The organism is Granulicoccus phenolivorans DSM 17626 = NBRC 107789 = JCM 15570 (assembly GCF_000423085.1).
GTDB classification, from domain to species: Bacteria; Actinomycetota; Actinomycetes; order Propionibacteriales; family Propionibacteriaceae; genus Granulicoccus; species Granulicoccus phenolivorans.
Map to the genome: position 1 here is coordinate 66,812 of NZ_AUHH01000010.1, position 12,621 is coordinate 79,432.

Sequence of the window (12,621 nt, forward strand, 5' to 3'; positions counted from 1 at the left end):
CTCAGGAATCGACGACCCGGGTGCCTTGGTGCTCCCGGAGCCGCCATTGTCCCGCGCGTCGAATCCAGATCTGCAGGGCGTTGGCGTGCACGGTTCGGCTCGGGTGGCCTTCCCACGGCGAAACCGAGACGATGTAATCTCCGCGCATCCAGGCCAGCGAGTCGATGACCACGATGTCGAGCGGTCCGCGTCGCAGGTACCGGGACGGCCCGGTGAGGCTGCGCTCCAGGTAGCCGGCGAAGTCGTCGTGGACGCCGTTTGCGTGCAGGTACGACAAGCCGGGAGCCAGCACCGTCGCGAGCCGTTCCCGGTCCCGCGCGTTGAACGCGTCACAGCGCTGCCGCTCCGCAGCCAGCAGCCCGTCCACGTCGGCCTGATCGCCGGCGCCGTTCACCTCCATGCTGCGGATCTCCAAGGTGACCGGTGCCGGGGTGGTCCAGGTCGGGTCGCTCATCACGAGACCGGCTTCCCGTGGTCCACGGTCGGATCGGCGGCGAGCACGCCACCGTCGATGACCATCGTGTGACCGGTGATCCACGACGACATGTCCGAGGCCAGGAAGAGGACGGCGTTCGCGACGTCGGTGACCTCGCCCAGGCGCCCCAGGGGCGTCATCGCGACCACGGCCGCCTCCCGCTTCTCCCACAGAGCTCGGGCGAGCTCGGTCTTGATCAGGCCGGGTGCCACCGCATTGACCCGCACCCGCGGGCCGAGTTCGTCGGCGAGCTGGGCGGTGAGGTGGACGATGCCGGCCTTGGTCATGTTGTAGATGCCGATGTTGCGTCGGGTGAAGAAGGCTCCCACCGAGGCGACGTTGACGACGCTGCCGTGCGGCGACTCCTTCAGGCCGGCATCCCAGGCGAGCTGCGTCCACCGCAGGGCGGCCAGTTGGTTGACGCTCATGGTCTTCATCGCCTGCTCGTCGGTGATGCCCAACGTGGGCCCGAAGTAGGGATTGGTCGCGACATTGTTGACGAGGATGTCGAGGCTCCCGAACCGTTCGGTGGTGAACTCGATCGCGCGGGCCGCGTCCTCGGGGCGACCGGCGTGGGCCACGATCCAGGCCACCCCACCGTCGATACCCTCGGCCGCGGCACGCAGGCGCTCCTCGTTGCGAGCGGTGATCACCACTCGCGCGCCGGCCCCCGCCAACGCGCGCGCCGTGGCCAGCCCGATGCCGGCCGACCCCCCGGTCACGAGCGCGACCCGGCCGTCGAGCCGCCACGGCGGGGCCCCGGCGGTCATGCCGTCCACCCACCGTCGACGGGTACCACGGCTCCGGTCATGTAGGACGCCGCAGGGCTGGACAGGAACCGGGCCACCCGGGCGATCTCCTCCAGTTCTCCCCAGCGCCCCAGCGGGATGTCGTCGACCAGGGACACGCCCTCGTCCATCCCCTTTCGGTAGGACGCGCTCAGGTCGGTCTCAACGAGGTGGGGGCACAACAAGTTCACGCGCGTGCCGGTCGGGGCCAACTCGCGCGCCAGCGTCCTGGTCAGACCGACCAGGCCGTGCTTGGACGCGGTGTAGTAGCTGAGGCCTTCGAAGGAGCCCAGGGCCGATGTCGACCCGATGTTCAGGATCGATTCCGGAGCCTGCGAGGCCCCTTCGGCCGACAGCACCGTCCGGGACACCAGAAACGTGCTGGTCAGGTTGAGTCGGATCATCCGTTCCCACCCCGACGGGCGGATGTCCTTCAGCGGTGAGCGGAAGCTCGCGCCCCCGACGTTGTTCACCAGCAGGTCGATCCGCCCGAATCGGCGCAGGGCGGCCTCGACCATCGTGGCAACCGAGTTCTCGTCGGTCATGTCCCCGGTGATCCCGACGGCCTCCGGGGTGTGCTGCTGCGCCTCGGTGACCGCCTCGTTCAGCAGGTCCTCGCCGCGGGCCGACAGGACCAGCCCGGCACAGCCCGCCCGGGCGAACTCGAGGGCGATGCTGCGCCCGATGCCGCGGCTGGCGCCGGTGATCAGTGCGACCTTCCCGTCCAGCCGGAACGGATCGGACTCGTGCGCGACCGGTTGGGGGGATTTCGGCTCGGATATCCCCGCAGCGTGTGGGGGTGCGACTGGGGTCGGCATGGGATGACCTTTCGGATGATGGGGTGTCCCGAACACGAGCGGCGGGACCGAGCGGGCGAGGGCGGGGCACCCGTCACACGGAAGCGAGACGCCAGACCGGAAGGGTGTAGGTCTCGTGGTCTTCGAAGCCGGCGATCATCGCCTGACCTGCCTGCAGGTCGACTCGACCGGGTAGGTGGCCGATCAGGCGAGCCTCGCGGGCATCGTCCAACTCGATCAGCGCGATGGTGTAGGGCGCGGGATAGGCAGGATGGATCTGCCGCTCGACGACGATCCACGAATAGACCGAACCCTGGGGGCGGACGTCACGCCACGCGGTGTCGAAGCTGCCGCACCGGCGGCAGTACTGCTTGGGCATGTGCAGCACGGCGTCACAGGATGCGCAGTACAGCACCGCGATCTGGTGCCGGCGGGCGGCCTCCCAGAAACCACCGGTGTCGTGGTCGGTGGTGGTGGGGACGAACAGGTCGGTCATCACAGGACTCCCTTGGTAAGGATCATGGCGCTCGTCGCGATCGGCAGGCCCGAGGTCACCAGCGACACCTCGGCACCCTCGACCTGACTTGTCGACGTGCCCCGAATCTGCCGGACACCCTCGAGGATGTGGTTCACCCCGTGCAGGTAGCCCTCGGAGAGGTGGCCACCGGCGGTGTTGATCGGGATGCTGCCGCCGCGACGAATGGCGCCACTGGCAGCGAACGGTCCACCTTCGCCCTTCGCACAGAACCCGTAGTCCTCCAACTGGATCAGTGCGGTCATCGTGAAGCAGTCGTAGAACTGCGCGACGTCGATGTCGGCCGGAGTCATGCCGGCCCGCGCGTAGAGCCGGGCCGCGGTCGGCGCCGACGGCATGGTGGTCAGCGATGCGCGCATCATCGACGGGAAGGCGATTCCGGGCTGCATGCCCGCCTGCACCCCCTGGGCGACCGCGCGGATCACCGCCGGGGGCTGGGGCAGGTCTCGTGCACGTTCGAGCGAGGTGACGATCAGGGCCACGGCACCGTCGGTCTCAATGCAGTAGTCGAACAGCCGCAACGGATCGGTGAGCATCGGGCTGGCAAGGTAGTCGTCCATGGTCATCGGCCGACCGTGCATCTGCGCCAGCGGGTTCGCGTTGGCGTTCTCGCGACAGGTCATCGCAATGTGCGCCAGATGCTCGGAGGTGGTCCCGAACTCGACCATGTGCCGCCGGGCCAGCATCGACCACATCTGACCGGGGGTGTTGAGACCGTATGGAGAGAAGTACTCAAGGTAGGACCCGCCGCCGCCACCCTCGGCACCCTGACCGTCACCCTGACCGTACCGCGCGCCGGTTCGGCCGTTGAGGGCGCGGTAGACCAGCACCGTGGACGCCTGACCTGACATGATCGCGGCCACCGCCTGTCCGACCATCGCCGCGGGTGCGCCACCGCCGACGCCGACATCGGACCAGAACGACAGGTTCGGCAGGCCCAGCGCGTCAGCGAGCGCGTTGTGCTGCACGAAGTCCATGTCGCAGCGGACCATGCCGTCGATGTCAGAGACCGCGACACCCGCATCCGCCGCAGCGGCCACCGCCGCTTCGGTGGCGAGCGTGAGTTCGGAACGCCCGGAGTTGCGGGAGAACTCCGTGGCACCGATGCCCACGATCGCGCATGCGTTCAGATGTGGATTGTTCGCCACTACCACCCTCGCTTCCTGTTGTCACACCGTCCGCGCCGGTCGGCACGCCGAAACCCAACCAATCGATTGGTTTTTACAACGGTAGGCCCGCCGCGCGCTGTCGTCAAGACATCGCCGCGATTCGCAACCGAGGGACGGGTGCACACACCTGAACGACGTCTTGCCACTGCCGGGCAGGAGTCCTATGCTCGACCTACCAACCAATCAACTGGTTGGGAGGGAGTGTCATGGGAACCTTGTCCGAGCAACGGTCGGAGGTCGCCACGGACGCCTTGGTCGGTGTGACCCGCCACGGCGACCAGGGCGAGATCGCCGTGCTGACGTTGAACCGACCCGGGGCGTTGAACGCCATGAACGACGGCCTGGTGGCCGCCATGGCGGAAGCATTGGACGCCGCGGCCGCCGACGACACCATCAAGGTCGTGATGGTGACCGGTGCCGGACGCGCCTTCTGCGTGGGCGGCGACCTCAAGGACTTCTTGTCGATCCAGGGCGACGCGATCGCCTTCCCCGCCTTCGTCGACCGCTACATCGCGCTCTGCGATCGCATCCGGGCGCTGCCCAAGCCGGTGATCGCGCTCATCAACGGGGTGTGCGTGGCCGGCGGTCTCGAACTCGTGCTCGCCTGCGACCTGGCCGTCGCGGCCCGGTCGGCCTCGATCGGGGACGCCCACCTCAACTACGCCCAGGTGGGTGGCGCCGGCGCCATGACCCGTCTCCCGCGCCTCATCGGCCCGGCCCGCACAAAGGAGCTCGTATTCAGCTCGCGGGTCCTGTCGGCCGAGGAGGCCCACGAATGGGGCCTGGTCAACGACGTCTTCGACGACGGCGAACTCCTCGCGTCAGGTCTGGCCGTGGCCGCGCCGATCGCGGCCAAGAGCGCCCGGGCGCTGGCCACGGTCAAGACGATGATCGACGTCTGTGGTGCGGCCCCGATTCCCGAGGCAGCGCGGCTGGAGCGCGAGTACGCGCTGCGCTTCTGCCTCACCGATCCGGACGCCGCTGAAGGAATCCGGGCCTTTTCCGAGCGGCGGACACCCGTGTGGCCCGCTGCAGCCCACCACCCGACGAGCGCGCCGAGCGCCTGATCCGAAGGAGAGCGACCATGTCCTCCCTGTCCACCGAAACCGAAGCCAACGGCCAGACCGGTTCGTGCGTCATCATACCCGGCGGGGGTAGCGCGGGCCTGAACTGGACGACTGCGGCCGAAATGCTGCAGGCCACCGTCCTACCCTTGCCCGAACTCGACGACGTCGCGGCGATGGCGTCCGAACTCGTGCCCGCCGTCGCCGCGCTTCCCCGTCCGCTGACCCTCGTCGGCGCGTCCCTGGGCGCCATGGTGGCGCTGGAGATCGCCCAACAGGTTCCCGTGGACGCCCTCGTCCTGGCCGCCGCCGGGTTCGGTATCGATGTCGGTCAGGACTTCCTCGACTGGATCGGTCGCGCACCGTCCGACCTCTTCCCCAAGCTCGCTCGGGTATCCCTGGCTCCCGAAGCCCCCGCCGACGTCGTAGCAACCGCGATCAAAGACTGGGAGGCCCGCGGCTCCCAGACCGTGCACCGCCACCTCAGCGCCCTGCAGCGGTACAAGCCGCATTCCGGCAAGGCGTTGACGGTCCCGACCTACGTCCTGTGGGGTGAGCACGACAAGGCCGTGCCGCTGCAGTCCCACGTCGAGCTCGCCGCGCAGCTCGGCGGCGTGGTCGTGCCGATCGTCAACGCCGGCCACATGCCCTTCCTCGAACAGCCTAGGACGGTCGTCAGCTGGATCCTCAAGGCCATCGCCGAGACCGAGGAGACCGCGTCCGACGTCGACTGACCGACACGGCCCCAACGCCCACGAGGGCGGTCGAAGCACAAGATGCCTCGACCGCCTCGCTCCATGTGGGGCGCCTCCGGAACACTAACGAGCCGGTGGTGCGACCAACTCCTCATAGGTTATGGCGCGGCCACCCTGACCCCACGCCTTCGATTTCTCGATCATCGACTCGATGGCGTCGCGATGGATCTCGGTGGAGACGATCGATGCCTGGGTCGCCCTCGCGGAATCGACGGCTGCCCGATTCTCCGGCACGCCGTAGGTGCTGGTGAGGAGGTTGTCGACAACCTCCTGGTGCTCGGGATCATCGATGGCATCGATCGAGCGATCCAACCCGGCGCAGAAGCGCCTGGCCACGTCCGGGTTGGCTTCAACCCATTCCTTGGTCGCCGTGAACGCGGAACTGTAGCCTGCGAAGGACGGAATCGACTCGGTCTTCAGCACGCTGAAGCCGCCGTCGGCGACGATCTGGACGTCGACGTAAGGCGGCACGAATGCGGCGTCCACCTGGCCCTGCGTCAGCGCAGTCCGAGCCGCGTCGGGCTTGATACCGATGATGGTGAGGTCCTTCTCGGGATCGATGCCGAGGCCCCGCAGCCCGTCGCGCAGCATCAGGTCGATGGAATCACCGACTGCCGCGACCGAGATCGTCTTACCCTTCAGGGATCGCAGGACGTCCTGCCAATCGTCGCCGTTACCCTCCGCCGGCATCGACGCGTCCATCGTCGTCAACCGCTGGGTGAAGACCGGCGTGCTGCCGCAGAAGAACACGAAGTGCTGACCGTTCTCGCGGGCAACGATGAGGTTGGGCGTGGCCTGCAGCGACATGTCGATCGAACCGGCCATCTGCGCTGCCATCGCGGCTGTCGGGTCCGCTGTGACGATCTCCAGATCGATGCCCTCGTCCTTGAAGATCCCCAACTGCTGGCCCAGTTCCACCGGGAACCGGGGGAAGCTGGAGCCTGCTGTCGCAACCGACACCTTGATGAGCGCATCCTGGCCACCTTGGTCCGGTTGCTGAGCGACACAGCCCGCAGCAAGCACAGCCGCCGACACCAGGGCCACTGCAACTGCAGGGCGGAGGCCGATTGACTTCCTCGGCATCATCATGTTCCTTTCTCCGCAACGTGGCGGGGTCAGCGGCCGGCCCACTCGCCGCCGTCGAGCCGGTAGTACTCCCCGGTCGTCCAGGCGGACGCATCACTCGCCAGGTGCAACACGACCTCGGCGACATCGGCCGGCACTCCCAACCTGCCCAGCGGGATGTCCCGGGTCAGGTCGGCGACGACCTCCTCCCGGGTCGAGTCGGACGTCTTCTCCAGATGGTCCAGGTACTTCTCGGTCATCTCAGTGCGGATGAACGCCGGGCAGACCGCATTGCAGCGCACCCCGTGCCGGCCGTAGTCCACCGCGATCGAGCGGGTCAGGCCGAGCAGCGCGTGCTTGCTCACCACGTACGGCATCTGGCCCGGCTTTGCGTACAGTGCGGCCAGCGAGGCGATCATCACGATTGATCCGCGGCGGGCGGCCATCATCGTCGGCAGGACCGCCTGCGACATCAGCATCGGTCCGAGCACGTTGACATCCAGCTGTTTGCGCATCGACTCGGCGCGGACCTCGTGAGCCACACCCACGCGTGCGATACCGGCGTTGTTGACCAGCACGTCGATGGCACCGAACACCGCGAGCGCCTGGTCGGCAGTACGCCGGCAGTCCTCGAGGCTGGTGTGGTCCATGGTGACCGCGCTCGCCCGGCCCCCGGATTCCCGGATCCGATCCGCGGTGCTGGTCGCGGCCTCACCGTTCAGGTCTGCGCACACGACCGCGGCACCCGCTGCGGCGAGGCGCTCTGCGATCGCCGCCCCGTTTCCGGCTCCGGCCCCGGTGACGATCGCGACCCGACCGGCCAGCGCGGCGTCCACGATGCTCACTGGGGATCACGCCCGAGGACGACGCTGCCGCAGCCCCAGAAGGGTGCGCCGGAACAGGCCTGGGTCAGGTTGACATCCGCGACCTGGTTCTCGCCGCACACACCCTGGATCTGCCGAACCGCTTCGATCAGCTGGGCGGTACCGTGCAGCCGGCCCATGCCCAGGCTGCCACCGCTGGTATTGAGCGGCAACTCGCCGTCCACCGCGATGCGCCCGTCCCGGACGAACTCGTGTGCCTCGCCCGGACCGCAGTAGCCCAGGGCCTCGAGCCAGGTGTAGACCAGCATGCTGAACCCGTCGTACACGTTGGCCTGGTCGATGTCCTTCGGCCCGACCCCGGCGGACTCCCACAGGACCCGCCCCATGTGACGCCCCCCGCGCTCGATGTCCTCCAGCGTGGGTGTCACGTGGTATCCACGCTCATTGCCGAGTGACGCGTAACCCAACAGGTACGCGGGGGTGGACCGCAGGTCCTTGGCCCGCTCGGCCGAGGTGACGATCACTGCACCGGCCCCGTCGACCGACATGTCGCAGTCGAGCCGGGAGAATGGGTAGGCCACCATCGGGTCGTTCACGTACTGCTCATGGGTGATCGGCTTGCCGAACCAGACCGCCTCTGGGTTGCGGGATGCGTTGAGGCGGTTGTTCACGGCGAAATGGGCCATGTCCTCGCGCGTGGCACCGTACTTCTCCAAGTACCGGGAGTACACCAGCCCGTTGATCGCGACCTGATTCATCAGCCCGTACGGACCGAGGTACTGGTCGGGCCCGCCTGCCTCGCGGGAGGTGTAGGCCCCGAACCGACCCTTGGGATTGTGCATGGCCCGCCACGCGACAGCGTAGTCACACGCACCCGCAGCCACTGCCTGCGACGCCTCGATGACTGAACCGACGAACGAGCCGGGGTCAACCTGCACGGTGTAGCGGGGCTCCTTCATCCGCAACGCCCGCTGCATGTAGTGGGCGCTGACGTAGTCGACCCCGTCCGTGGCCCCGGCACCGATGCGCGAGGGGTTGGGGTACACCGACAGGCCGTCGAGGTCGCTGACCGGAATGCCCGCGTCGGCGGCTGCGCCCCGAACCGCGTCCATGGCCAGGACGCCGAGCGGCACGTCGCCACGACGAGATACGGTCGAGAAGGCAGCACCGACGATCGCCGTCTTGCCACGGATGGTGTTCACTGAGGATCTCCTTCGAGGGGGTGGGACCCGGCCGGGCGTACTGCGGGGGGCCGACTCCCGACATGCGGTTGGTCGGATCGGTCAGGATTCGGACGGCGTGAACTGCGGCAGCACCCAGCCGTCGCGGATGGTTTCGAAGACGGCGGTCACTTTCATCCCCACGTGGACCGCCGTGGGATCGGCGTCGATGAGATTCGCCGCGAGCTGGACCTCCGGGTCCTCGTCCAGTGCCACCAGCACGCCGATGTAGGGCACCTGCCCCTCGAAACCGGCCACCAGTTTCTCGTACATCACCGTCCAGCCGGCCACTTCGCCCCGTCCGGAGACTGGCACGAAGGCCAGGCCGCTGGTCAGGCAAGTGAAGCACTGCGGCACCGGCGGATGGTAATAGGCGGCGCACTGGTCGCACTGCTGGATCCGCAGGTCGCCGTGTTCCTTCACCGCCTCCCAGAATCCTTCCGAGACCTCGTCCGGTACCGGCACGGGGCGATCGATCGATGAATCGGCCAACTGCATGGCGCTGTCTCCTCGTCGTGAGTACTGGTGGTCAGCGGGAGGCGACCGGGGCATGAGTCTCGGCGACCACACCCTTGTCGATCAGGTTGTCGACATCGGAGTCAGACATGCCCAGCGACTCGATCAGGATCTCGCGGGTCTGCTCACCGGGGGTGGCGATGCGTGGCACCGTGTGCACGCCTAGCTCCTCGAACCCCGACATCTTGATCGGGTTGCCAACGACCTTGAGGCGCGCACCGCGCTCCTCCTCCACCTCGGTGAACATGCGCCGGGCAACGTAGTGCGGCTCATGCATGGTCTCCACGGGGGTCAGGATCGGGGCGGCGGCCAGACCGGCGTTGCGCAGGACTCCGGCGGCCTCGGACTTGGTCATGCTGGCTGCCCACTCCGCCACCGCCGGCGTCACGATCTCCTCCAGGGCGGCCCGGCGGGTGGCCGTGGTCATGATGCGGGAGTCGGTGATCCATTCCGGGTGACCGACCGTGTTGCAGAAACGGCCCCAGTGCGACTCGTCGTTGGCCGCCGAATCGAGGATGACGAGGGTGAAGGCACCGTCGCCGGCCTGGAAGGTCAGCGTGCCGAAACCGGCGTTGTTCAGTTCGGCGGAACGTGCAGCAGCCGACTCGTCGGCGATCTCGGCAAGATTATTGATCAGCACCCGTCGCTCGCTCAGCGTCAGCAGGGCGTCGGCCATCGAGATGTCGACGTACTGCCCCTTGCCGTGTTGGTCGCGGTCGCGGAGGGCGACCATGATGCCGATCATGCAGAACAGGGTCGAGATGATGTCACCGAGAGCGATACCGGCCTTGCCGGGCTCGTCACCCTGCGCGTTCGCGACGCCACTCATCGACTCGGCGATCGGCCCGTAGGAGGCCAGGTTCCACACCGGGCTGGGCAGGAAGTCCTGGTGCCCGAAGCCGCTCATCGACGCATAAACGAGTTTCGGGTTGAGCGCCGAAAGCGCTGTGTACCCCAGTCCGTACTTCTCGATGACGCCCGGTCGGTAGTTCTCGGCGAACACGTCGGCCGACGCGGCCAACGAACGAGCAATCTCCTGGCCCCGCGGATCACGGAGATTGATGGCGATGCGCCGCTTGTGCCGCCCGCTGCGCAGGCGCCAGCGAGTGTCGGGGTCGTCACGGAAGCTCACGTGCTCGATGTCGATCACGTCGGCGCCGAAGTCGGCGAACAACTGGGTGCCGAACGGCATGGCAACCAGCAACTCGGCGGCGACGACCTTCACGCCGTGCAAGGGAAGACGCCCATCGAGTCGCAACGGGGACTGGGTGGTGTCGGGGGCCATCATCGGCTCCTCTCTCCGCTCCGGGGAGCGTGTTCGGGTGCGGGCAGGTGGGACGCGCGGTCGTCAGACTGCGCGCGGGGAATCGGACAGGTGGGTGGTATCGCCGGGGTTCACGGCCGCGACCGAGGGATCCAGCCAGCGTTTGACGTTGTGGATCATCATCAGGTCACGTTCCTGCTGGGAGACGCCGCGCCGCTCGAGCTCGGGCAACACCTCGTCCAGCACATACGTCATCGGACGGATCGGTGTGATGACGTCGATGTCGCAGGATGCGTCCTGCGACAGCATCATGCGATCCGCGTAACCGGCTTCGGCCATCCGGACCACGGTGTCGAGGCGCGGCTCGTTGGCCAGGATGCTTTCGAGGGTGAACCGGTCCATGCCGAGGAACGACCCTCGGTCGGCCACGCTGCGCAGGTAGTCGACGTCCTGGGTGTCGCCGCAATGACCGATGATCACCCGGGACAGGTCGACGCCCTCACTCGCGAGAACGTCCTGCTGGAGCAGGCCGATCCGGTTGGTGGGCGAGGAGTGCGTCATGATCGGGACGCCGGTGGCCAGGTGTGCCCGCGCCGTGGCACGCAGCGCCCTCTCGACGTCGGGGGTGAGGCCGCCGGCCTCGGTCGCGACCTTCAGAAATGCGGCCTTGATATCGGTGCCCTGGATCCCGACCTCGACGTCGCGCACCATGGCGTCGACCATGACCGCGTCAGGTCGTCCCGCGAAGAAGCGCGGCAGCACGTCCAGGGTGTAGATGCCGGTGGCAACCAGGATGTTGAGCCCGGTTGCCTCGGCCACGGAGCGGACGAAGCGCACATCACGACCGCGGCCGAGCACCGTCGGGTCACAGATCGTACGAACGCCGGCCGCCGCCACCACCTCCAGCCTCTCGATGACCGTGCTGCGGGCCAGCTCGTCGTCGAAGAGATGTGGGAACTGGACGGACTCGGGCTCGCCCTTCACACGAACGTGCTCGTGCGACAGCGTCACCCCCAGGGCTTGGACATCCACCGGGCCGAGCACGGTATCAACAGCCATTTCATCTCCTCAGTAACCAACCAGTCGGTCGGTCGGTTAGCAGTCTACGTTCTGGTCACCGTCACGTCAACGAACTCGGGCGGACCTCACGGCTCAGTGCGCTCGTCGGCGAAGTCCACCCAGAATCCGGGGACGACCTCGGGGCCCACGCGCAGCAGTATCCTGCCGTCCACCCAGGTGAGCTCCCGGAAGGGGGTGCCTCGGTCGGCGAGGTCCCGCTTCTTCGCCTCGAGGTCACCGACGGTGATCCGGGTCGCGAAGGTGCCCTCGCCGTGAGCGTCGAACAGCTGCGTCGCATCGAGATCGGCCGCCGGTTCGATGAGTTCGAACTTCGCCGACCTGGGGTTCGCCAGCTCCATGGTCGCCGAGCGCGACCCAGGTTCGCCCGTGATGGCGCCGGCCGCCCACCCGACCCGGTCGGCCAGCGTCGCAACCGTGGCCGCCACGTCCCGGACGATGTAGCTACGGGCCGCCATCCGCACCATCGCGGCCGACCCCTCGACCACCTCCGCGATCGGCTCAGCCGCCGGCCACGGGTCCGGCAGCATCAGGCTCTGGGTGGGGATGAACTCCATCATCAGCCCCGCGTCGTCGGCGGGCTCGTACGGCTCGGCCGGATCCGTCCCGAACCCGATCCACAGCCGCGGGTGCCCCAGCTCGGCCGACGGCGGGTCGACCCGATGGCGGACACCTCGCTCCCGCAGGTGCGCGATCAGCCCATCCATGTCGGAGGTGGTGAGCACGGTGGCGTGCGTCTTGACGGGGCGCTCCCCCTGCAGCCTGTCGACCAGGGCGATGTTGGCACTGATGTCGGTGGGCCCGAACCGGGTCTGCGGATAGTCGGAGATCACCTCGAGACGACTGGGCGACAACGCACGGGACGGGTGCACGCGGGCGAACATCGCGGCGTAGCCGTGGCTGTCCGAGTGCTGCATCCACGAGTGCTTGGGGCGCGGCAGCCCAAGGCGCTCGACAAGGGCGTCGACGGTCGCGTCGACGTCGGCAACAATCCCGTCGGGGGAATGGACCATGTCGAACTTCATGCCGAGACACCCTCCCCATGACGCTGCGCGAAGGCACGCAGGGCCAT

At 67.8% G+C, this 12,621-nt stretch carries 14 protein-coding genes; 2 read left to right on the top strand and 12 right to left on the bottom strand.

Annotated elements, in window-relative coordinates; all coding sequences use genetic code 11:
• Position 1 precedes the first annotated feature (1 nt).
• The 5 genes from G531_RS0105385 to G531_RS0105405 all read right to left on the bottom strand — a co-directional run bounded on the left by G531_RS0105385 (position 2) and on the right by G531_RS0105405 (position 3,743).
• Positions 2–454, bottom strand: coding sequence for a nuclear transport factor 2 family protein (locus tag G531_RS0105385; protein WP_026926460.1), 453 nt, complete (start codon positions 452–454; stop codon positions 2–4).
• The gene (locus G531_RS20655) at positions 454–1,245 is read right to left on the bottom strand and encodes an SDR family oxidoreductase (protein ID WP_051215111.1); all 792 of its coding nucleotides are present in this window, start codon (positions 1,243–1,245) and stop codon (positions 454–456) included. Before G531_RS20655 ends, G531_RS0105385 begins: the two co-directional genes overlap by 1 nt.
• Positions 1,242–2,081 (bottom strand): SDR family NAD(P)-dependent oxidoreductase, encoded by an 840-nt coding sequence (locus G531_RS0105395; RefSeq protein ID WP_051215093.1) that lies wholly within the window; start codon positions 2,079–2,081, stop codon positions 1,242–1,244. The genes G531_RS20655 and G531_RS0105395 overlap by 4 nt, the downstream gene beginning before the upstream one ends.
• 73 nt (positions 2,082–2,154) lie before the next feature.
• A complete protein-coding gene (locus G531_RS0105400; RefSeq protein WP_026926462.1) occupies positions 2,155–2,556 on the bottom strand; it encodes a Zn-ribbon domain-containing OB-fold protein in 402 nt (133 codons plus the stop codon).
• Entirely contained in the window at positions 2,556–3,743 is a 1,188-nt protein-coding gene (locus G531_RS0105405; RefSeq protein ID WP_026926463.1) for a thiolase C-terminal domain-containing protein, read from the bottom strand. The genes G531_RS0105400 and G531_RS0105405 overlap by 1 nt, the downstream gene beginning before the upstream one ends.
• A gap of 227 nt (positions 3,744–3,970) precedes the next feature.
• Here G531_RS0105405 and G531_RS20660 point away from each other — a divergent pair, with 227 nt between their 5' ends.
• Positions 3,971–4,831: an enoyl-CoA hydratase/isomerase family protein gene (locus G531_RS20660; RefSeq protein ID WP_051215094.1), complete on the top strand. Its 861-nt coding sequence runs from the start codon at positions 3,971–3,973 to the stop codon at positions 4,829–4,831.
• Positions 4,832–4,848: 17 nt separating this feature from the next.
• Positions 4,849–5,562 (top strand): alpha/beta fold hydrolase, encoded by a 714-nt coding sequence (locus G531_RS0105415; RefSeq protein WP_026926464.1) that lies wholly within the window; start codon positions 4,849–4,851, stop codon positions 5,560–5,562.
• Between the two features lie 84 nt (positions 5,563–5,646).
• On the opposite strand, the gene G531_RS0105420 is transcribed toward G531_RS0105415, so the two are convergent.
• From G531_RS0105420 to G531_RS26885, 7 genes are all read right to left on the bottom strand, one after another.
• Positions 5,647–6,672 carry an ABC transporter substrate-binding protein gene (locus G531_RS0105420; protein ID WP_081683848.1) on the bottom strand — a complete coding sequence of 342 codons (1,026 nt, stop codon included), beginning with the start codon at positions 6,670–6,672 and terminating at the stop codon, positions 5,647–5,649.
• A 26-nt stretch (positions 6,673–6,698) separates the two neighbouring features.
• Positions 6,699–7,493: an SDR family NAD(P)-dependent oxidoreductase gene (locus tag G531_RS0105425; RefSeq protein ID WP_051215095.1), complete on the bottom strand. Its 795-nt coding sequence runs from the start codon at positions 7,491–7,493 to the stop codon at positions 6,699–6,701.
• On the bottom strand, positions 7,490–8,674 hold the full coding sequence (locus G531_RS0105430) for a thiolase C-terminal domain-containing protein (RefSeq protein WP_026926467.1): 1,185 nt from the start codon (positions 8,672–8,674) through the stop codon (positions 7,490–7,492). Before G531_RS0105430 ends, G531_RS0105425 begins: the two co-directional genes overlap by 4 nt.
• 81 nt (positions 8,675–8,755) lie before the next feature.
• On the bottom strand, positions 8,756–9,190 hold the full coding sequence (locus G531_RS20665) for a Zn-ribbon domain-containing OB-fold protein (RefSeq protein WP_035757662.1): 435 nt from the start codon (positions 9,188–9,190) through the stop codon (positions 8,756–8,758).
• A gap of 31 nt (positions 9,191–9,221) precedes the next feature.
• Entirely contained in the window at positions 9,222–10,493 is a 1,272-nt protein-coding gene (locus tag G531_RS0105440) for a CaiB/BaiF CoA transferase family protein (RefSeq protein WP_026926468.1), read from the bottom strand.
• 63 nt (positions 10,494–10,556) lie between these two features.
• On the bottom strand, positions 10,557–11,531 hold the full coding sequence (locus tag G531_RS20670) for a phosphotriesterase family protein (protein WP_051215096.1): 975 nt from the start codon (positions 11,529–11,531) through the stop codon (positions 10,557–10,559).
• 86 nt (positions 11,532–11,617) lie between these two features.
• Entirely contained in the window at positions 11,618–12,574 is a 957-nt protein-coding gene (locus tag G531_RS26885; protein WP_026926469.1) for a hypothetical protein, read from the bottom strand.
• Positions 12,575–12,621: the final 47 nt, after the last annotated feature.

Excerpts from the sequence above, each read along its gene's own strand:
- G531_RS20660 (WP_051215094.1), top strand. The coding sequence starts at position 3,971 with ATGGGAACCTTGTCCGAGCAACGGTCGGAGGTCGCCACGGACGCCTTG.
- G531_RS0105440 (WP_026926468.1), bottom strand. The coding sequence starts at position 10,493 with ATGGCCCCCGACACCACCCAGTCCCCGTTGCGACTCGATGGGCGTCTT.
- G531_RS20655 (WP_051215111.1), bottom strand. The coding sequence starts at position 1,245 with ATGACCGCCGGGGCCCCGCCGTGGCGGCTCGACGGCCGGGTCGCGCTC.
- G531_RS0105415 (WP_026926464.1), top strand. The coding sequence starts at position 4,849 with ATGTCCTCCCTGTCCACCGAAACCGAAGCCAACGGCCAGACCGGTTCG.
- G531_RS26885 (WP_026926469.1), bottom strand. The coding sequence starts at position 12,574 with ATGAAGTTCGACATGGTCCATTCCCCCGACGGGATTGTTGCCGACGTC.
- G531_RS20670 (WP_051215096.1), bottom strand. The coding sequence starts at position 11,531 with ATGGCTGTTGATACCGTGCTCGGCCCGGTGGATGTCCAAGCCCTGGGG.
- G531_RS0105420 (WP_081683848.1), bottom strand. The coding sequence starts at position 6,672 with ATGATGATGCCGAGGAAGTCAATCGGCCTCCGCCCTGCAGTTGCAGTG.
- G531_RS0105395 (WP_051215093.1), bottom strand. The coding sequence starts at position 2,081 with ATGCCGACCCCAGTCGCACCCCCACACGCTGCGGGGATATCCGAGCCG.
- G531_RS0105385 (WP_026926460.1), bottom strand. The coding sequence starts at position 454 with ATGAGCGACCCGACCTGGACCACCCCGGCACCGGTCACCTTGGAGATC.
- G531_RS20665 (WP_035757662.1), bottom strand. The coding sequence starts at position 9,190 with ATGCAGTTGGCCGATTCATCGATCGATCGCCCCGTGCCGGTACCGGAC.
- G531_RS0105400 (WP_026926462.1), bottom strand. The coding sequence starts at position 2,556 with ATGACCGACCTGTTCGTCCCCACCACCACCGACCACGACACCGGTGGT.